A 21,121-nucleotide genomic window follows, 5' to 3' on the forward strand; every position below is an offset into this window, starting at 1 on the left:
TTATACAATAACGTTTTCTATGGTACCATTATGCAAGGATATTTTCAAAAAGGAGATTACATAATAAAATGAAAAAATTTCTGATTACAATTAGCGTTTTTCTAGCTCTTATTGTTTTAGTCGTCGGGGGCTTCGCCCTCTATCTGTATTTTTCCGTCACCTCTACCGCAGACCAGATGCACTCACCGCTGGAACGGGAACATTCCGATTTGCGCGAGGGTGCGACCAATCTCGAGGACGAAGAACCGGTTTCTTTTTTACTCCTCGGGGTTGACTCGGAAGATGAAACATCCGGACGTACGGACACAGTGATCGTCCTTACCGTCAATCCAGAGGATGATTCGATGAAAATGGTGAGCATCCCGCGGGATACGCGCACGGAAATCGTCGGACAGGGAACGGAAGATAAAATCAACCACGCCCACGCGTTTGGCGGCACGGAAATGGCGATTAACACGGTGGAAAACTTTTTGGATGTGCCGATTGATTATATGGCCACCATTAACATGGACGGGTTCGAAGAAATGGTGGATGCCGTCGGTGGCGTAACCGTGGAAAATAGCATGGAATTTGAGCAAGACGGCCATCATTTTCCGGAAGGCCAAGTGGAATTGAACGGGGACGAAGCGTTATCCTTCGTACGCATGCGCGATGAAGACCCGCAAGGCGACGCCGGCCGCACCGAGCGCCAGCGCGAAGTAATTGAAGGCTTGCTGAACGAAGGCGCGCAATTCTCTTCTTTGACAAGCGTCGGTGCGATTCTGGATTCGGTCGGCTCGAACGTGCAGACGAGCGCGGACTCCGGCGATCTGGCAGATTTGCTCGGCTATGAATCCGCCAGGCATAACATTGATCAGCTGGAATTGACCGGCGAAGGAACGCGGATTGACGGGATTTATTACGAGCTGATTGATGAAGGAGTGCGCGCGGAAGTGACGAATGAGTTGAGGGAGCATTTGGAGTTGGATTGAGGTGAGCCGGGGCCGCCCGGGCAGGGGCGGTCTTTTTTCGGGAAAGTGACAGATTACGTGTGCAAAGTGACAGATTATTGCCCCAAAGTGCCAGATTACGTGTGCAAAGTGCCAGATTAATTGGGGAAAACGCCAGATTAAGCTTAATAGATTGCTTCAAAGCGCAAGGCGCCGGATAATATCGGCGAAGTTGCCTCGGTTGGTGACCTAACGGGCTCCGATTGCTGGCGTTAGGGCTTCAATCGGTTAGGTTGACGACCTAACTCTGTCCGGATTTCTACGCTAGGGCTTCAACCGCGACGGTTGGTGACCTAACGCCTTGCGACTTCCCTCGTTAGGTCGCCAAAATAAATATTCGATACTGCACGCCCCCGCCTTTTTTCCAATAACTAGCGAGCAGCTGCGCTGCTCGCTTCCTTTTTGCTCTTTCCTAGCTCTCCCCAACGGGTTCGGACATTTTTGGCTTGTTTTTCTGTACAAGTGTCCGAACTAGAGTCTAGTTCGGACACTTATTGCGCATTTCCGTCCTAATGTGTCCGAACCCAACCCAGGTTCGGACAATTTTATCGTTGTTCTTCGCAAATGTGTCCGTATGAAGCAATCACGCCGACTTCTGGAGCGATTGAATAATCCGGGCAGATATACATGAGCGTGATAAAAAATGGCGAGACGGATATAAAACGTGAGAAAAAAATATAGCGAGCAGCCGCGGCTGCTCGCTTCTTTTTTTATTCGATCACTTTAACGAGTTGTTTGCCTAGGTTCTCCCCTCGGAATAGGCCTAAAAAGGCTTCGGGGGCGTTTTCCAATCCTTCGATGATGTTTTCTTCGTATGTTATTTTGCCTTCTTTTAGCCATTTCGATAAATCATTGATGCCTTCTTCATACCGATCGGTGTAATCTCTGACGATAAATCCTTTTAGCAAGACGCTTCTGGTGAGTAAATACGGCAAGATTCGCGGGCCTTGTTCCACTTTTTCTGCATTGTAATGGGCGATTTGCCCACAAAGGGCGACGCGGGCATGGAAGTTTAACTGAAAAAGGACGGCGTCGGTGATTTCGCCTCCGACGTTATCAAAATACGCGTCGATGCCGTTCGGGCAGGCTTTTTTCAGATCTTCACGGATATTGTTTGTCGTCTTGTAGTTAATCGCCGCGTCAAAGCCGAGTTCAGTCCGCAAGTAATTGATTTTCGCTTCCGAACCGGCGATGCCGACGACCCGACATCCGTGTAGTTTCGCGATCTGACCGACGATCATGCCGACTGCGCCTGCCGCTCCGGAAACAACGACTGTTTCACCGGTTTTCGGTTGGCAGATGTCCATTAATCCGAAGTAAGCCGTTAAACCGGGCATACCTGTGACGTATAGGGCAGTTGTCATTGGCGTGTTATCCTGGTTTATTTTTTGTAAATTTTCCCCTTCTGCTATCGTGTAGTCTGCCCAATCAAGATTGCCGCTAACGTAGTCGCCGGGCTGGAAATCGTCGTGATTCGATGCCGCGATCTCGCCGACAACCCCGCCTGTCAGCGGTTTGCCTACCTCAAAAGGGGCGGCGTACGATTTTGCGTCGTTCATCCTGCCGCGCATGTAAGGGTCGACGGAGAGGTAGTGGGCGCGTACGAGCACTTGGTTGGCCGCGGGTTCCGGGACGGTTGTTTCGGTGAACTCGAACGTTGATTGATCCGGGAGGCCTTGCGGTCGGTTCGCGAGTAAAATTTGGCGGTTTTTATTCATCATGCTTCCCCTTTCTGTCCAGTCACTAATTCGTTGGTGAACAATCTTTCTTTTGCGGCGGTGTATTCCCGGTCGAGTCGGTCTACCAATGTTGCCGCGTGGGTGATTTCATTAATAACGCCAATGCCTTCGCCGCTCCCCCAAATGTCTTTCCATGTTTTTTTCTTGTTTTTATCTTCGGAGAAGCTCATTTTCGATGGGTCGCTTTCCGGAAGGGCGTCAGGGTCTAAGCCGGCGTTGCGGATGGACGGGGCAAGGTAGTTTCCATGTACCCCGCTGAAAAGATTACTGTAAACGATGTCATCGGATGTGCTTTCTGTGATCATTTGCTTGTATTCTTCCGCGGCGCGCGCTTCATGGGTCGCGATGAAAGGCGATCCGATGTAAGCAAAATCGGCGCCCATCGCTTGAGCCGCTAGCACGCTGTCGCCGCTCGCGATCGACCCGGACAAAACGAGCGGGCCGTCAAACCATTGGCGAATTTCCTGGACGAGCGCGAACGGGCTCTTCGATCCGGCATGGCCTCCTGCTCCGGCGGCAACGGCAATCAGGCCGTCCGCGCCTTTGTCTATGGCTTTATGGGCGAAGCGATTGTTAATGACATCATGCAAAACAATGCCTCCGTAGCTGTGCGCGGCGGCATTTACTTCTTCGCGTGCGCCCAGAGAGGTGATCGTGATCGGCACTTTGTATTTTTCGCAGATTTCCATGTCGTGTTCGAGCCGTTCGTTGGAGCGGTGGACGATTTGGTTAATGGCGAACGGTGCAGCGGGGTTATCGGGATGGCGAGCGTTATGCGCTGCGAGCTCCTCGGTAATTTCCGCCAGCCATTCATCAAGTTGGGAAGCAGGCCTGGCGTTGAGGGCCGGCATGGCCCCGACGATCCCCGCTTTGCATTGCTCGATGACGAGCTTAGGGTTGCTTACAATGAAAAGTGGTGCGCCGATGACAGGGGTGCGTAGGCCTTTAAGTATTGATGGGATGTTTGACATAGGTTTCGTTCCTCCATTTTATCTGTTTATCTTCAGCATAGCACAAAATGTTAGATGCGTAGTGCATAGGGGGCGGTTGTATCGTTTATCCGTTTATCAGCCGAATACGCGGCGATATCAGCGGAACACGCGGCAATATCAGCCAAAACAAACGATTTATCAGCCAAAGTGAATAGTGGCGTGTACTAGAATGTTTTCCATCAAGTGAGTCGCATGAATTAGCACGCCCGAATTACACTTGTTAGATATTTTCGCGACTTATTCTGTCACTTTCGGTCTTTTTTCTGTCATTTTACGTGGATAATCTGTCACTTCACGAAGTTATTCTGTCATTTTTCCGACTTATTCTGTCACTTTGGATGGATATTCTGTCACTTAATGGACCGGACAGTTTTTCTGCTTTCCAATGTGTCCGGTTGTTACGCTTGATTGCGGAAAGAATTTCTGAATCCTATCATTTTGCCCACCCCTCCCGAAACCCTATCACCCAATTTTTGCTTTTTTATCACCGGCAAATAATGCCCGTGCATTATCGGTGAACAATTTTTCGATTTGCTCTTCTTTTACTCCACGTTCTCTGAGCTCAGGCACGACGGTATCAAAAAGATAAGTTGGTCGCCAGTTTTCGATTAAGCTTGCTAACTCATCGGACATCATCGGGGGACGGCCGAGCCAAAGGTTGACCTTATCATGCGAAAGCAACATGAGATCCTCGTAGCCTTCGTCCAATAGCGTGAGTAAAACGTCGATCCTTTCCTGATCGTAAGGGGTCCCTGCCAACCCCTGCAAGCCGAAGCGATCGAGCCCGATTTTCATGCCCTTATCCATGACTTGTCGATGAACGCGGGGATCGGTATTTCCGCACATATGGCCGATAATCACGCGATTCGGATCCGCCCCTTCCTGCAAAAGCAGTTCTGCTTGCTCCAGTCCCATAGTTCCTTCCTGGGTGTGAGTTAACAATACGATTCCGGTGTCTTGTTGGACTTTTGCCGCTGCTTTAAAAAACATCCGTTCATACGCCGTGATCTCATCACGACTGGACGCGAGCTTGATCACCCCCGGTTTTATGCCTGACTCTTCAATGCCCTCGGCTATTTCGTGCCTAAACAGTTCCTCTATTTCATCTTCCGCCGTACCGAGTGATTGACGAAATTTAAAATACGGCGTTGCACCTTCTCCCTCATAATAATACCCGGTCGCGCAAATGATTTGCAGCCCCGTCGCTTCTGACACTTTCCGCAAGAAACGGGGATCACGACCACATTCATTGGGCGTCGGATCCACAACTGTTTGCACACCTTCAGCCTTCATTTCGTTAGCAATGTCAATGGCAGCTTCCAGATATTCGCTCTCGTTGAAAGGGCCAAGCGTTTGATCACCTTGAAAACCCGGGTAACCAAAGATAAAATGCTCATGAACAAGCGTCTTGCCCATTGCCCCAACGTCGATTGGCCCCGTTACGGTTTGTACAGTTGCCTCGCTCATGACTTGCTCCTTTCCGCTTCTTCGTTTTGAAGCTGACGCCATAAAATTTTTCCGCTGGCCGTGGTCGGTAACGATGTGCGAAACTCCACCGATCTCGGGTATTTGTAAGCGGCCATTTGTTCTTTTGCCCAATCAATAATATCTTCTTCTCTAACCTTTCCTTCAGATTCCGGATGAAGGACGGCAAACGCTTTCACGCTCTCGCCTCTTACGGGATCCGGAACCCCGACCACACATGCTTGCTGAATATCGGGATGGTTGAAAAGGTAAGATTCCACCTCCGACGGCCAGACGTTAAAGCCCGACGCGTTAATCATCCGCTTAATCCGATCGACCATAAAGAAGTACCCATCTTCATCGATTCGGCCCATATCCCCTGTCCGGAAAAAACGTTTGCCCTCGATCTCAATAAAAGACTCGGCTGTCTCTTCCGGGCGATTATAATAGCCTTCAAACACCTGCGGCCCGTTGACGATAATTTCCCCCACTTCCCCAACCTCGACTTCTTGTAATGTGACAGGATCAATCACCCGGGAATCAACGTCAAAAGCAGGAATGCCTAAACATTGCAATTTTGGCGCATCCGGCGGATTAAAATGCGTATGGGAAATCGTTTCGGTCAATCCGTAACCCTCAACGTATCGTAATCCCAACCATTCATGTAATTGCTCGCCAACCGCTTCCGGAAGCGCCGCCCCGCCACCTGAAATCGATGTCAAAGAAGAAATATCATAATCTTGGATACGCGGGTTTGCAAGAAAATCAACGACCATCGTGCTGATGTTCACCCAATTCGTACATGCATAACGCTCAATCATTTCCGCCGCGTGCTCCCGGTTCCATCTCGTCATGATCACAATGGAAGCGCCGATCGTTAACGGCATAATGAGACTATGGATCACACCGGTAACATGGAAAAACGGCAATGCGGCCAAATGGACAGTGCTATTGGCTACGCCGCTCCAATGGGCAGCGCTAAACGTATTGGCTTGGTAGGAGTAATGCGTATGGACACACCCTTTTGGCATACCTGTCGTCCCTGATGTATAGGGTAAAAAAGCCACGTCTTCTTGGCTTCCGGTATATTCACTCGGCACGCGGCCCTCGGCAAGTGCATCACCCCACCTCACGTCAGAATGTTGTTTAACAGGAGCGACGACTTCGTCAGGGAGATTCGTGAATGGCTGCTGATCCGGCAAATAATCAGAATACGCGGCAACGAGAATGGATTCGAGCGTCGTTGACGCTTTTAACCCTTGCACATTTTCATAGATTTCTTGGCCGACGATCCCTGCCTTGATCCCACAATCATTAATGCAAAACTCCAATTCAGCCTCTTTGTTCATCGGATTAATCGGAACAACAACTGCGCCTAACCGCAAAATGGCAAACATTGAAATGACATATTGAGGCGCATTTTGCATGTACAGCATCACACGATCGCCTTTCCTAACGTTAAACGAATGTTCCAAAAAACCTGCAAGCCCTTCCACTTCTAAAAATAAATCGGCATACGTATACGAAGCCCCGTAATAATGAACGGCCACTTTGTCGGGGTATCTCTTCGCGCTCACTAATATGTTGTCATAGACAGTCGTCCCCGGCACTGTCAACGTTTTCGGCAATCGGCCCGGCCATGATGGATAATGTTTCGTATTCACGCGTAACCTCCCCTTTCAAATGTGAAACGTAACTATATTATAACAAAATGAAACGCTTACAACTATTTCCCACATTAGATGAATCAAGAGAAGCAAAGTAATTCCTCTATCGAAGGTCGAGCTGCCCCTTAGGGAAAGTGGGCCAATGGTTCAACAAGCCGATTTTGCCCCACTAGAGGCTGGAAGTCCGGATTAGAGCTTCAAACTGGGGTTAGTGCGCGATTGGATTAAACCGCCACGAAGCAGGATCCCCCAGTCACTATGAAACGGTTCATGGTGACCGAAAACGAAAGCTAATCGCTCGTTCGGTCGCCATGAGGCAGCCATGACGCCCGAACGCTTACGATTCAAGCCATTACGGTCGTCATAAAACGGTTATGGCGACCGAACACGAGAACCGACCGCCTTTTCGGTCACCATGATGCGCTAAATTGTCCGTCAGTGCCCGACTTCTTCCACCTGTCCCCATGATTATTAACTATGCTCCTACAATGACTTACTCTTCTCCGCTTCTTCATTTTGCAACTGACGCCATAAAATTTTTCCGCTGGCTGTGGTCGGTAACGATGTGCGAAATTCCACTAATCTCGGGTATTTGTAAACGGCCATTTGTTCTTTTGCCCAAGCGATTATCTCTTCTTCGGTGACGTTCCCTTCCGATTCGGGATGCAGAACGACGAATGCTTTCACGTTCTCGCCTCGTACAGGATCCGGTACCCCGATGACACATGCTTGCTGAATATCGGGATGTTTGAAAAGATACGACTCCACCTCCGACGGCCAAACGTTAAAGCCCGACGCGTTAATCATCCGCTTAATCCGGTCCACCATAAAGAAGTACCCATCTTCATCGATGCGACCCATATCCCCTGTTCGGAAAAAACGTTTGCCATCGAGCTCAACAAAGGCCTCGGCTGTTTCTTGCGGACGGTTATAGTACCCTTGAAACACTTGCGGTCCGTTGATGATAATTTCCCCAACTTCTTCGATCCCCAGTTCTTGCAAGGTGACAGGGTCAATCACTCGGGAATCGACGTCAAACGCAGGAATGCCCAAACATTGCAATTTTGGCGCTTGCGGCGGGTTAAAATGCGTCTGGGCAATGGTTTCGGTCAACCCGTAACCTTCAAAATATTGTAGCCCCAACCATTCGTGTAATCGCTTCCCAACCGCTTCCGGAAGCGCCGCCCCACCTCCTGAAATCGCTCTCAGAGAAGAGATGTCATAGTCTTGAATATGTGGATTCCCGAGAAAATCAACCAACATCGTGCTGATACATACCCAATTTGTACATTTATAACGGTCAATCATTTCCAATGCGTGTTGCCGGTTCCACCTCGTCAAGATGACAATCGAAGCCCCGATCGTTAAAGGCGCCAGCAAACAAGCCATGACCCCTGTCACATGGAAGAACGGCAATGCAGAAAGATGGACGGCGCTATTGGCGGCGTTGCTCGCGTGGATGCCCCCAAATATATTGGCTTGATAGGAATAATGCGTATGAACACACCCTTTTGGCATACCTGTCGTCCCTGACGTATACGGTAAAAAAGCCATATCTCCTTGCTTTCCGGTATATTCACTCGGCACGCGGGCCTCGGCAAGCGCGACACGCCATTTCACGTCAGAATGGCTTTTGGCGGGCGCAATAACCGCGTCAGGCAAATCCGTAAATATCTCCCGATCCGGCAAATAATCAGAATACGCGGCAACGAGAATAGATTCGAGCGTCGTTTTCGCTTTTAACCCTTGCACGTTTTCATAGATTTCTTGTCCGACGATCCCTGCCTTGATCCCGCAATCATTAATGCAAAATTCCAATTCAGCCTCTTTGTTCATCGGATTAATCGGAACAACAACCGCCCCTACCCGTAAAATGGCAAAAAGAGAAATGATATACTGCGGAGCGTTTTGCATGTACAGCATCACGCGATCGCCTTTCCTAACGTTAAACGAATGTTCCAAAAAACCTGCAAGCCCTTCCACTTCTAAAAATAAATCGGTATACGTATACGAAGCCCCGTAATAATGAACGGCCACTTTGTCCGGGTAACGCTTCGCACTCACTAACAAGTTATCGTAAACGGTCGTCCCCGGCACTGTCAACGTTTTCGGCAACCGGTCCGGCCAAGACGGATAATGTTTCGTGTTCATGGATATCCACTCCTTTTTATTTTCCTTTGAATATAAACAACTCAGGTTTTTCCAAATAAGCTTCCAGAGAACTCATAAACTGACCACAATGTTCTCCGTCGATCACACGATGATCGAAGGTTATAGACATTCCCATTACATCACCAATTTGAATCTCATTATCTTTAACAACTGGCTTTCTTTTGATGGCATGGACCCCAAGAATAGCGACCTCCGGCGGGTTAATAATAGGGGTTGCGAAAAAACCGCCGCTTTTTCCTGTATTGGAAATAGTGAACGTACTTCCCGACAGTTCGTCTGATCTTAGCTTTTTTGCGCGTGCTCGTGTGGAGAGGTCTTCAATACTACTGGCAATCTCCTCCACACTTAGCTTATCTGCTGATTTAAGAACTGGAACGATCAAACCATCTTCCGTCGCAGTCGCGATCCCTATATGAATGTCATCTTGATAGTGAAAAAGCATGTTCGCTTTATCAACTCTGCCGTTAAATCTTGGGTTCTGCTTCAATGCAAATGCTACAGCTTTTACAATAAAAGGAAGATAGGTTAATGTGCCATTTTGCATTTCATTTTTTAGTAAACCTCTAAATTCGCTTAAACGACTCACATCCACTTCATCCATCCCCGTGCATTGGGGAATTTCATTCATGGAATGGGTCATATTTTCAAAGATCTTTTTCCTGACCCCTTTGATCGGTTCACTTGAAGAATCAGAAAGATTTGGCGTTTCAGTACCTTTTGCATGAAGACGAACATCATCTGCAGTTACTTTTCCTGCCCTCCCCGTTGGGGTGACTTCAGATATCATAACCCCAAGTTGCCTTGCCAGCTTTCTCACTGTGGGCGCGGCCTTTACTCTTCGAGGAGGAGCATTGGATGCTTCTTTCTCGCCCCCTGCATCATTCATTCCCTCGCTTTCCGTCTCTATTGAAATCAGTGTTTCACCGACTTTGATACTCTCTCCTTCCTCCCCGCCTCTTTTATAAACGACTCCAGAGTACGGGGTCGTGATTTCCACGACAGCTTTGTCGGTTTGTACTTCTGCTATATTTTCATTTTCTTTGACTGTATCCCCTTTGTTCACAAACCAGGTGACGACCTCCGCTTCCTGCAATCCTTCACCAATGTCCGGAAGCTTGAATTCTTTAATCATTTGATGCCCCTCCTCAATCCAGCGATAATTCCCAGACATGTTTGACTTCCCGTACAATCCGATCCATGGATGGGATCCAGTCATTTTCGACCGTCGCCACCGGGTACGGGCTATCGTAACCGGTCACACGCAGCACCGGCGCAGATATATAAAACAATGCTTTTTCATTAATAATCGCCGATATTTCCGCTCCTACGCCTGCAGATTTAACAGCTTCATGAACAATGACACACCGACTTGTTTTCATCACCGAATCAATAATCGCCTCTTCATCGAGCGGGACGATCGTTCGAAGATCTATAAGTTCTATCGAGTAGCCATTCTCCTCAAGCATTTGCACGGCTTTTTTCGTCTCGGCCATCGCCGCACCCCAGCTAATAAGGGTGATATCCGATCCTTCTTTTACAACGTTTGCCTTTCCTACCTCAATCTTGAAACGCTTCTCTTCCACATTTTCGCGTAAGGCACGGTAAAGCTTCATTGGTTCAAGAAACAGAACCGGGTCAGGGTCCGCGATCGCGGCGCTTAATAATCCTTTGGCATCTCTTGGCGTGGACGGCATAATGACTTTAATGCCTGCCGAATGCATAAATAGAGCCTCTAAGCTATCCGAATGCAGCTCGGGTGTTTTCACGCCGCCACTGTAAGGCGCCCGAATGACCATAGGCGCATGGTAATTACCGGCAGAACGAAAACGAATGCGCGCGGCTTGTGCAGCAATTTGATCCATCGTTTCATAGATAAATCCCAGAAATTGAATTTCAGCGACAGGCTTAAGTCCGCGAACGGCCATCCCAACCGCTGTACCAATAATCGCCGATTCCGCCAAGGGCGTATCCACCACTCGCCGTTCTCCAAACGTGTCGATAAGTCCATCCGTCGCCCGGAAAACACCGCCGTTTCTTCCAATATCTTCACCTAAAATAAGCACATTTTCGTCTTCCTCCATCTCTTGCCTAAGCGTGAAATTAATGGCTTCGATCATAGTCATCTCAGTCATTTGCTCTCCCCCGATCCTTCCCACTCCAATATTTGTTCTTTCAAACGATTCGTCGGTTTTTCATACACATGCCCAAGAGCATCACCAAGTGAAGCAGTCGTTGTCTCTGCAGCTTCATTAAACGCCTGTTTCAACTCCTCTTCTATCGAAGCATTTAAATCCTGTTCTTCCTCCTCCGACCATAGCTGCATGTCTTCTAGCCATTTACGATAACGAAAGATCGGATCTTTATCCCCCCATTCCTCCTCCCCTTCTTTGGCACGGTACTTGGACGGATCATCCGAAGTTGTATGAGGTCCCATACGATGAGTTAGCGCTTCTATCAGTACTGGTTTCCCATCTCTTGCAAGCGATCTTGCTTGTTTCATAGTTTCGTAGACGGCAATCGCGTCATTTCCATCGACTTGAACTCCTGTCATGTCGTAGGCAAGGGCTTTTTGGGCAATCGATTGGCTATTGGTTTGTTTATCGTACGGCACACTGATTGCCCATTGGTTATTTTGCACAAAGTAAATGACAGGCAGTTGAAACACACTCGCAAAATTTAGTGCTTCATGAAAATCTCCTTGGGATGTAGCTCCATCCCCGACATAGGCGACACTTACTGCATCATTGGTTTTATACTGGTCTGCCCAAGCACTGCCTGTAGCGTGCAAAGCTTGAGCGCCAATAATAATTTGGACGGGAAATATGCCTTCTTCTTTTAAGATGCCGCCATGCAAATGCCCCATCGCGTACTTAAAGAACGACGAAGGACTTGTACCTCGCACAAAGCATGCTCCTACTTCCCGGTAGCTTGGAAAAATCCAATCCTTTTCCCCAAGGGCAAACGCGCTGCCCACCTGAGCCGCTTCCTGACCGATAAGCGGTGCATAGGTGCCAATTCTTCCTTGACGCTGAAGTTTAACCGCTAATTCATCAAAACGTCTGGCTTTCACCATCCATTTATAAACCTCTAGCTTATCTTCATCAGAAATACTGGTTTCCCCTGTTAACACACCTTGCTCATTCAATTGTTGTATCGGGTTTACATCAATGCTATTCGGCTCAATCCAATTCATTTTCAAGCCCCCCTATTTCTTATTAGACGTCCTACATTTCTTCACCTTTGTTTGCATCCTCTTTATGATTGATATTCTTCCTATCAATGCCTATCATTAAGATATACAACACTATCCCTGCGCCAAGCCCCCATTCCGGGCCTTCAAGCGCTGTCAACGTTCCAATGAACAACGTTATGCCACGGCCCACGTTGGTTGTAACCATATTCATGGCGATATAGGCGCAGGCAAAACCTGTGAGCAGTAAAGTCAATGATAGCGCAACGTCCAATATTGGAACGAGCAAGGTGATAACAGGCATTAAAAAGCCTAACGGCAGTGAAAGCCAAAAAACATTTATTGTACCTGTAAATATCGAATCCATCACTTTTTGCCCTTGTTTGTACCTTTCAATAACAAACACCTGTAAACCTGTCCAAATGGGGCCGTGTAAAGGAACAAACGCGCCTCCGGTAAATAAATAGCCGAAATTGCGAATAGCTAAAGAATAATGTGAACGTGTATAATTAATATCAATCTTTTCATCCGGTCTATGTTTACTGGCCTCTCTAATCAAACTATCGGCAACTAGCAAATCTCCGAAAACCAAAATATAAATGATTAGCGCCAATGGTATGGCTGTCATAATCATTTCCCAAGACGGCAAACCAACGCCAAAGGGTGTTAACGTAGCAAACATTTCTCCAAATTGCGGGACAAATATGCCCCATTGTATGTCGAATTGAATCTCGCCTGTAATGCTTCCTACAATTCCTGCCACAATAAATCCTGCCAGTAAAGCATTTGCGGCCAATAATGCTTTAATTCTACCTTTCGGTATTTTCTGGAAAGGAATTGAATACATGATCAAAAGTACAACTATCCAGGCACTAATTAATGTAAAGGGCAACTCTTGGACTCTTTCAAACTCATCCATAAAAGCAGCGATAGCTGCACCCATAATAATTCCCGCTTTCAGCGCGTCCGGAACGAGACGATTGAATCTTTCGCCTAAACCCGTGACGGCAAAAAACAGAAAGATGGCTGACACGCCAATCATTAAGGCCATCATCGCGTGCACCGCTTCAGTGCCGGGAGTGAACCCTCCGAGAAACACAATGATCAAAGGTAATGCAGGCGTGATCCATCCCGGAACATGGGGCTCTCCAAATAAAAATGTGTGAGCCCATACCCAAAATCCTTGAATGGCAAGGGTCGTCCATGCCACCTCAAACGGTACATCAAAGAATTCCATCATTAAGGGAGCCAAAGCACCCCCATTGGCTACCGCAATGATCGCTCCTTGGATAACCACCGGCCAGGAAACATCGACATGAACACCTGGGAGTCGTGTTGTAAACGGTCCCCAATTGACTCCAGGCTGAATGCCGCCATACTTTCTTTTTTTAGCCATGAAATCACCACCTCCCGTTCTATGATTATAATTTCTTAATCTTAAAATTCGACGGATACACTTAATTTCCTTTATTACAATTAATTAGATGAGGTGTTATCAGGTATATGCTTACGATCAGTCTTCTCCGAACGTAAATACAAATGAAAAACACCATAGGCAACAACCATCCAGCCGATATATACAAAAAATAGATTGCGGAAGATTTCTTCCGGAGGCAAGTGCTGCTGAACGGTAATGAGCATTCCGGCAACGCCGGCTCCGAATGCGCCTCCCACAAACTGGGATAATTGGACGACGCCCATTCCTGCACCAATGAGTCGTACCGGCAGTATTTTAGATACTTCATTATTCGCGCTTGCAAGCAAAATGTTCGAGCCGGCGAATGCAATGATTAAGATGCCGAGTGAAGCATATGGCGATACGTTCGCCAAAAATGCAAACAACATAAACGCGATGACGAGAAGCATTAAGCCTGCCCGGATAACCATTGATCCTCTGCCGTCAATCATTCTCCCTGTTAGGTTTGTAGCAAAAGCTGCTAAAATCGCTCCCGGAAACATTATGAGCCCAATTTCCAACGGACTTCTATTAAAAAGTTCAGCTAAAAGAATCGGAACTGTAAATAATGTTGCAAAGTTCATAAACAAAGCTGTAAACGGCATGAGCAGTAACAGCAAGTAGCTTCGATTGTGCAATAGTTCAGGCTGGATGAATGGACTATCAACCTTATGGAGATGTTTCCATAAGAGGACCATTGCAGGAACCGAGAAAATAAGCGCAATGTAGACGCCACTTGTCACAAACAATAATAATCCGCCCACGGAAACACCGACGAGCAACGCTCCCGGCATGTCAAACTTCACGGCTTTATTTTCTTCGGAAGGCAAATGTTTGCGAATGACCGGCAGAATCAACAGCACTGCAAAAGGGACGAGAAACAGGTAATTCCATCCCCATTGCTCCGTGAGTATGCCGCCGACGACCGGTCCCAATCCGAACCCTACGACCGCGGAGGTCGCGATGACTGTCATTGCTTTTCCGCGCCTGCTTACCGGGATATATTTTGCCGCGAGCACAACGACTAAACTCGGGAGCGTGCCTGCGCCAACCGCTTGAAAAAGGCGGGCGAGGAGTAAAACGAGATAAGTGTTGGAAAAAAATCCAATCAGTGATGATGTACCTAAAACGATGAGTCCGATACTGATGAGTCTGCGGATGGGGATGTAGTCTGATAGCCGGCTGAATGTTATCGCAGACAACGCAAACACGATTGAATAACCGGATACAATCCACGTGGCCATCGATGAATTGATTTGAAATTCAGTGATGACCGTGGGCAGCGCGACATTAAACATCGTCGTATTCATCGTTATGAGCAACACCCCGATGCTCCAGAAAACGAGGATGAGCCGTTCATTAAATTCGAAAGGCTTGCTTACACGTTCCTCCATCACGATTTTCTTTTTTGCAGTTCAGCGACGATGGTTGGATGTTCTTTATCGAGTTTGTAAAATAATAATAGAATGATGAGGATCACACTTATAAATATGGGAATATAAATATTGATCGCCAATATCATTTCAGTGGCTAATGGCGTCTGTTCCACTTGTCCGCCTACATAGCCGCCAAAACTTAATAACCAGCCGATGAGCGCGAGTCCGATTCCTGAACCGACTTTCATCCCAAAACTCACGCCGCTGTTTATTAACCCCGCTGATCGTATGCCAGTTTTATATTCTCCGTACTCAATCGTATCGTTAATCATGCCGTAAACATACGCTTGTGGTGCCATGATCCCGAAACCAACGATGACGGTGCCTATTAAGAAAATCGTCAAATCAGCCGGGTCAATAAATCTGATTATTTGGCCGGTGATGAGTATGCCCAAACCTATAAGCGCTGTATTTCGTTTTCCGATTCTAACAACGACAGGGATCATAAAAAATAAACCGATAATCATGGGGAGCGTAGTAGCAAGTCCCAGAATAGGGAATACATCAACATTTTCTAATATGACTTGCGCGTGATAAATGGTCGATCCTTGGCTCATTCCTACCAGCGCATACAAAACCATGCTGAAAAGCGTCATAATAACCCAATATTTATTTTTTAATAATGATTTAAATCCCAAAATGAACGGTACTTTTTCATCTGCTTTTAATGATTGCGGCCCTACTCGTTCTTTTACGGATCTAAACGTAATGATTATAGCAACAATCGCGATCAAGCCGTATAATGCCGCGGTTGTTGTCCATCCAATGACCCCTGCTAATGGCTGGGAGAGGACCGTAACGACAAGCGCGCCCGAAAAATTTAATATCCCGGCATACGTATTTGTTACGGAACGACTGGTCGGGGATGCGGTCATAAACCCTTGTAAGGATTTGTAAGAAATAGAAACAGCTGTGTAAATCAAAATAAAACCTAAATAGGAAACATAGGCATAAACGAGCATCCCTGTCATGCCAATATCGGGAACTGAAAACAATAATACGGTTATGATTCCAAAAGGCACGGCCACCCATAATAACCACGGACGGGCGGATCCATGCTTTGATCTCGTCCGGTCAATAAACACGCCCATGCCTAAGTCCGTAATGCCATCAAAAAGACGGGCGACTAACAACAATGTCCCTACTGCTCCCGCGGCTAACCCAGCAACGTCCGTGTAATAATAGGAAAGAAACGTATTAATTAACGTCCAAATTGCAAAAATGCCAAAAGCAGATGTGGCATAGCCCCACATTTCTTTTCTTGCCGGTTGCTCTATTTTTGGGGTGGTTTGATCGGTTGATTCTTCTTGGTTGCTTTGTTCTAACATAGGCTTTTGGCCCCTCCTCTGAAAACACGGGATTAACATCTATTTATCCCACTTTGGCTGATAAATCGTTTGTTTTGGCTGATATATTCCTGTTTTCGGCTGATAAACGATACTCATTACCAATCAGTCCTGCAATTGTTCGCTATACCTATATTTCCTCCCGATGGTACTATACCTATTCTGAGAGGGACGGGGCTTCACCCTGATCATCTTGTTCCTCTCGGCGCTGCGCGACCCCCGTCCGAGGGATTACTTCCCTCTTCTTGTTCCTCTCGGCGCCGCGCGACCCCCGTCCGAGGGATTACTTCCCTCTTCTTGTTCCTCTCGGAACAGCTCGACCCTCGTCCGAGGGATTACTTCGCTTCTCTTGTTCCTCCCAGGACCGCTCGATCCCCGTCCGAGGGATTACCCGGTCTATAAAACTCCCCCTCCCTACCTACTGTGCCTCCTCCCTAACTTTCCGCCGTAATATTTTTCCGACATTTGTTTTTGGTAACTCTTCTCTAAATTCAATCACACGCGGCACTTTATAAGCCGCCATATTTTCTCGACAGTACGCAATTAATGCTTCTTCGCTACTTTGGTGATCGCCGTTTAATACGATAACGGCTTTTACGGTCTCGCCTCGATATGCATCCGGAACACCTACAACGACGGCTTCTTGCACAGCTGGATGTTCATAGAGGATTTCTTCAACATCACGCGGGTATATGTTGTAACCGCTTGCAATAATCAGGTCTTTTTTTCGATCCACAATATACAAATAACCATCTTCATCCATATAAGCGATGTCACCTGTGTACAGCCAGCCATCCCTAAGCGCGTGCGCTGTTTCTTCCGGCATATTCCAGTAACCTTTCATGACCTGAGGACCCTTAATAATGATCTCGCCGGACTCGCTGGGCGCCATCTCTTTTTCACCATTAACCAAGTCAACGATTTTATAATCGGTCGAAGGCAACCCTATCCCGACACTTCCAGGTTTTCTACGAGAAAAGTACGGATTCCCGTGCGTGGAAGGTGACGTTTCCGAAAGGCCATACCCTTCCAATACTGTAGCGCTTGTTTTTTCCTCAAACGTGCGCATGATCTCTTTCGGCATCGGAGCACTCCCGCTTATGCACGCTCTAATGCTATCAAGCGAGTAATCGGCTAAATCCGGTTGGCTTATTAAGTTGATATACATCGTCGGTACGCCCGGAAAAACGGTTGGCCGTAAATCTGTGATGACGTTTAATGCTTCCTTTCGATCGAATTGAGGCAATAAAATATTCATTCCGCCGGTATAGATGGATAAATTCATGCCATTTGACATTCCATAAACGTGAAATAAAGGAATAACTGTAAGAAACCTGTCAGTCCCAAACTCTAAAGCATCTCCGAAAAATTCAGCCGCTTGCAAGACATTGGCCAGCAAATTTCGGTGCGTGAGCATTGCGCCTTTGGAACGCCCGGTTGTTCCCCCTGTATATTGCAAAACGGCTACATCGTCATTCGCGTTAATCCGAACAGGCTGTAGATCACCCCCCGATTCCAGGAAACGATTAAACCCTATAGCAATATCTTGATCCGTATCCCGTCCTTCTAAATTCACCTTAATAACATTTTTAATAAACGTGTCTCCGATGATTTGATCTAACACCGGTAACAAAGGCTCGTGAATCACAATCGTCTCGGCACCGGCATTCGTTAAAATATACTGCAATTCCTTCCCGACTAGCATTGGATTGATCTGTGTCGCAATCGCGCCTGCCTGTAATGATCCGTAAAAACTAACGACAAATTGCGGGCAGTTTGGCAGCATAATCGCGACGCGATCTTCCTTTTCCACCCCAGCGTTTTGCAAAGCCGTCGTAAACGAATCGGTCAATTCACCAAGTTCCCGATACGTTATTTCCTCCCCGTAAAAATGTAAGGCTACATTACCTCCATAGTTAGCAATTGACGCTTTCAACATTTGCGGCAACGATTTATTAGGGATTTCAATCTCTTTTTTTATATGATCCGGATAATGGTCTAGCCACACTTTGCTCATAAAGTCCCCTCCGATGTTGGATTAAGCGTATGCATGCGCCCCTCCGTCTACTGTTAAGATTTCTCCACTTACAAAATCAGAAGCCGGAGAAGCCAAAAACAGTGCTGCGCCCTTTAAGTCATTATCACTCCCGAATCGCTTTAAAGGCGTTCGTTCCAATATGGCGTCGCCACCTTTGTCAAGCAATCCACGTGACATTTTTGTAGGAAAAAAACCCGGTGCTATCGCGTTGACATTAATATTGTATGTCCCCCATTTTACGGCTAGGTCCTTAGTGAACGTCATGACAGCCCCTTTACTCGTGTTATAACCAATCGTGTCCATAACATTTGGATCGGTGCCGCCAAAACCGGATGTAGAAGATATATTAATGATTTTGCCTGCGTTTTGTTTCATCATTATTTTTCCGACCTCTACACTCATATAAAAGGTTCCATTAATGTTGACATTCATCACTTTCTCCCACGATTCAACCGGCATATCTACAACCGGCGCCGCCCACGTTGCCCCGCTGTTGTTCACTAAAATATCAATGCTTCCGAAATGGTTAAGCGTCGTCTCCACAACATGTTTGACATCGTCGTAATTTCCTACATCACACTTAAATGCCAACGAAGCAACGCCGCGTTTTTTTAACTCCTCACTTTTCTCCTCGCAAGCCTCCGGTTTTCGGGAACAAACGACCACGTTCGCTCCGGCTTTTGCAAATACATCTGCAATCTGGGCGCCCAATCCACGACCGCCTCCGGTAACAATGGCTGTTTTACCCTCTAACGAAAATAAATCTTGGATACGCATTCCCAATCACTCCTTCATTCGTCGAATTCCTATCTTTTGACCCGCTTCATCAGGAATAGGTGCTCCTTCATGCGCCTTCGCAAGCTCTATAATTGAATGAACAATCGATTCCGGAAAAGGGGCGGAACGTCTTTCCTTCATATTTATACCCATAAGCATCTGCTCACTCGTTGCCAACCGTTCGCCTTCTTTATTTTTCATAACAAAAAATACATGCAATCGCTTCGTATCATGATCTAAAAGTTGTACCGTTACGTGAATCTCCTGACCATTATAAGCCTCTTTCAAATAGCGCAGATGCGTCTCCAGTGTATAGATCGTATACTGATGCTTCTCACGAAAATCGTGATCGATGCCAATTGTTGTCATTAAACGATCCACGGCTAAGCTGAACACATGCGCATATGAAGCATCATACATATGACCGTTATAATCGATCCAATTTGGATGAACCTTGCTTTCTAATAATGGTTTGTTTGCGTTCGGCATATCACGTGCTCCCCTCCCCGTTATAAGTTCTGTAAAAATGTTGTCGTGTAATTTCCGCGGATAAAATTGTCATCTAACAATATTTTCTCGAATAGCGGGGCATTGTTTTTAATACCTGATAACTCCAAACATGAGAAAAATTGTTTGGCATTCTCAACCGTTGCTCGTCTATTTGAACCGCTTACAATAATCTTTGCAATCATCGGGTCATAAAAATGTGTCACCTTCGTACCGCTCTCCATTCCTGTATCAACACGGACGCCTGCTTGTTCCTCTGGATAGATAAATGCTTCAATATCGCCCGGTGATGGAAGAAAACGTTTCGGATCTTCTGCATACAGGCGAAATTCGATTGCATGACCTTTCTGGTTAAAATCGTCTTGATTGAGAGGAAGCCTTTCTCCATTAGCTACCTTGATTTGCCATTCGACGAGATCAAGTTCAGTCGTCATTTCCGTCACGGGGTGTTCGACTTGCAAGCGCGTGTTCATTTCCAGGAAATAGAAATTTTCATTATGGTCAACAATAAACTCAATTGTCCCTGCATTTACATATCCGACATGCTGCGCTGCTTTTTTTGCTAAAGTAAGCATTTTTTCTTTTGTTGCTTCTGACAGAAACGGGGATGGGCTTTCCTCAATGACTTTTTGATTTCGTCTTTGGATTGAGCAATCACGTTCATACAAATGAACAACACTCCCAAAGGTGTCACCAAAAATTTGAACTTCGATATGACGTCCGTTTTCAATCATTTTTTCTACAAACATACCCGAATCCCCAAAATAGGCTTGCGCCCGCTTTTGATTGGAAGTGAAGGCCTTTCGTAATTCTTCTTCTGTCTCACACCGTTGCATCCCGATTCCGCCCCCACCGGCACTAGCTTTCAACATGACGGGATAGCCGATATCTCCGGCAATCTTTGCAGCTTCATCAATATCGCTGACAGTTCCACCGCTGCCCGGTACGACCGGAACACCCGCTGACTGCATCATTTGCCGTGCACTAACTTTATCCCCCATCATTTCAACAACCTCTGCATCGGGACCAATGAACGTAATCCCTGCTTCTTCAACGGCACGGACAAAACCTGCATGCTCCGATAAAAAACCATAGCCGGGGTGAATCGCATCCACATTTTCTTTTTTGGCTACGTCGAGGATTTTTTCCTGATTCAAATAGGATTGTTCAGCAGGAGGTTCACCAATCTCATAGGCAACCGTTGCTTCACGAATATATGGTAGATTTTTATCAGCTTGAGAATAAACGACGACTGATTCCAATCCTAATTTTTCACATGTGATTATGACTCGCTTTGCTATTTCCCCGCGATTCGCGATTAATATTTTTTTCACGATTCTTTCCCCCT

16 protein-coding genes are annotated in these 21,121 nt (G+C 46.8%); 1 reads left to right on the forward strand and 15 read right to left on the reverse strand.

The features are described from left to right. Nucleotides 1-68 precede the first annotated feature (68 nt). On the forward strand, nt 69-971 hold the full coding sequence (locus HUG15_RS13915) for an LCP family glycopolymer transferase (protein WP_200123673.1): 903 nt from the start codon (nt 69-71) through the stop codon (nt 969-971). Between the two features lie 728 nt (nt 972-1,699). Here HUG15_RS13915 and HUG15_RS13920 read toward each other — a convergent pair. The 15 genes from HUG15_RS13920 to HUG15_RS13990 form a co-directional block, all read right to left on the reverse strand. Beyond that, on the reverse strand, nt 1,700-2,710 hold the full coding sequence (locus tag HUG15_RS13920; protein WP_425504009.1) for an NADP-dependent oxidoreductase: 1,011 nt from the start codon (nt 2,708-2,710) through the stop codon (nt 1,700-1,702). Beyond that, a complete protein-coding gene (locus HUG15_RS13925; protein ID WP_200123675.1) occupies nt 2,707-3,699 on the reverse strand; it encodes an NAD(P)H-dependent flavin oxidoreductase in 993 nt (330 codons plus the stop codon). Before HUG15_RS13925 ends, HUG15_RS13920 begins: the two co-directional genes overlap by 4 nt. 483 nt (nt 3,700-4,182) lie before the next feature. Next, a complete protein-coding gene (locus tag HUG15_RS13930) occupies nt 4,183-5,187 on the reverse strand; it encodes a phosphotriesterase family protein (protein WP_200123676.1) in 1,005 nt (334 codons plus the stop codon). Continuing rightward, on the reverse strand, nt 5,184-6,848 hold the full coding sequence (locus HUG15_RS13935; RefSeq protein WP_200123677.1) for a long-chain fatty acid--CoA ligase: 1,665 nt from the start codon (nt 6,846-6,848) through the stop codon (nt 5,184-5,186). The genes HUG15_RS13930 and HUG15_RS13935 overlap by 4 nt, the downstream gene beginning before the upstream one ends. A gap of 486 nt (nt 6,849-7,334) precedes the next feature. Beyond that, nucleotides 7,335-9,002, reverse strand: a complete 1,668-nt coding sequence (locus HUG15_RS13940) for a long-chain-fatty-acid--CoA ligase (protein WP_200123678.1) — start codon at nt 9,000-9,002, stop codon at nt 7,335-7,337. A gap of 16 nt (nt 9,003-9,018) precedes the next feature. Further along, a complete protein-coding gene (locus HUG15_RS13945) occupies nt 9,019-10,155 on the reverse strand; it encodes a dihydrolipoamide acetyltransferase family protein (RefSeq protein WP_200123679.1) in 1,137 nt (378 codons plus the stop codon). A 13-nt stretch (nt 10,156-10,168) separates the two neighbouring features. Further along, nucleotides 10,169-11,155 (reverse strand): alpha-ketoacid dehydrogenase subunit beta, encoded by a 987-nt coding sequence (locus HUG15_RS13950; protein WP_200123680.1) that lies wholly within the window; start codon nt 11,153-11,155, stop codon nt 10,169-10,171. After that, entirely contained in the window at nt 11,152-12,216 is a 1,065-nt protein-coding gene (pdhA, locus tag HUG15_RS13955; RefSeq protein ID WP_200123681.1) for a pyruvate dehydrogenase (acetyl-transferring) E1 component subunit alpha, read from the reverse strand. The genes HUG15_RS13950 and pdhA overlap by 4 nt, the downstream gene beginning before the upstream one ends. 31 nt (nt 12,217-12,247) lie before the next feature. After that, on the reverse strand, nt 12,248-13,609 hold the full coding sequence (locus HUG15_RS13960) for a hypothetical protein (RefSeq protein ID WP_200123682.1): 1,362 nt from the start codon (nt 13,607-13,609) through the stop codon (nt 12,248-12,250). A gap of 80 nt (nt 13,610-13,689) precedes the next feature. Continuing rightward, nucleotides 13,690-15,063: an MFS transporter gene (locus HUG15_RS13965; RefSeq protein WP_200123683.1), complete on the reverse strand. Its 1,374-nt coding sequence runs from the start codon at nt 15,061-15,063 to the stop codon at nt 13,690-13,692. Then, nucleotides 15,063-16,433, reverse strand: coding sequence for an MFS transporter (locus HUG15_RS13970; RefSeq protein WP_200123684.1), 1,371 nt, complete (start codon nt 16,431-16,433; stop codon nt 15,063-15,065). Before HUG15_RS13970 ends, HUG15_RS13965 begins: the two co-directional genes overlap by 1 nt. A 436-nt stretch (nt 16,434-16,869) precedes the next feature. Next, on the reverse strand, nt 16,870-18,468 hold the full coding sequence (locus HUG15_RS13975) for a long-chain-fatty-acid--CoA ligase (protein WP_200123685.1): 1,599 nt from the start codon (nt 18,466-18,468) through the stop codon (nt 16,870-16,872). 21 nt (nt 18,469-18,489) lie between these two features. Next, the gene (locus HUG15_RS13980) at nt 18,490-19,266 is read right to left on the reverse strand and encodes an SDR family oxidoreductase (RefSeq protein WP_200123686.1); all 777 of its coding nucleotides are present in this window, start codon (nt 19,264-19,266) and stop codon (nt 18,490-18,492) included. Nucleotides 19,267-19,272: 6 nt separating this feature from the next. Continuing rightward, on the reverse strand, nt 19,273-19,755 hold the full coding sequence (locus HUG15_RS13985) for a thioesterase family protein (RefSeq protein WP_200123687.1): 483 nt from the start codon (nt 19,753-19,755) through the stop codon (nt 19,273-19,275). A 20-nt stretch (nt 19,756-19,775) separates the two neighbouring features. Beyond that, the gene (locus HUG15_RS13990) at nt 19,776-21,107 is read right to left on the reverse strand and encodes an acetyl-CoA carboxylase biotin carboxylase subunit (protein ID WP_200123688.1); all 1,332 of its coding nucleotides are present in this window, start codon (nt 21,105-21,107) and stop codon (nt 19,776-19,778) included. Nucleotides 21,108-21,121 lie beyond the last annotated feature (14 nt).

Source organism: Salicibibacter cibarius, assembly GCF_016495725.1.
GTDB lineage: Bacteria > Bacillota > Bacilli > Bacillales > Marinococcaceae > Salicibibacter > Salicibibacter cibarius.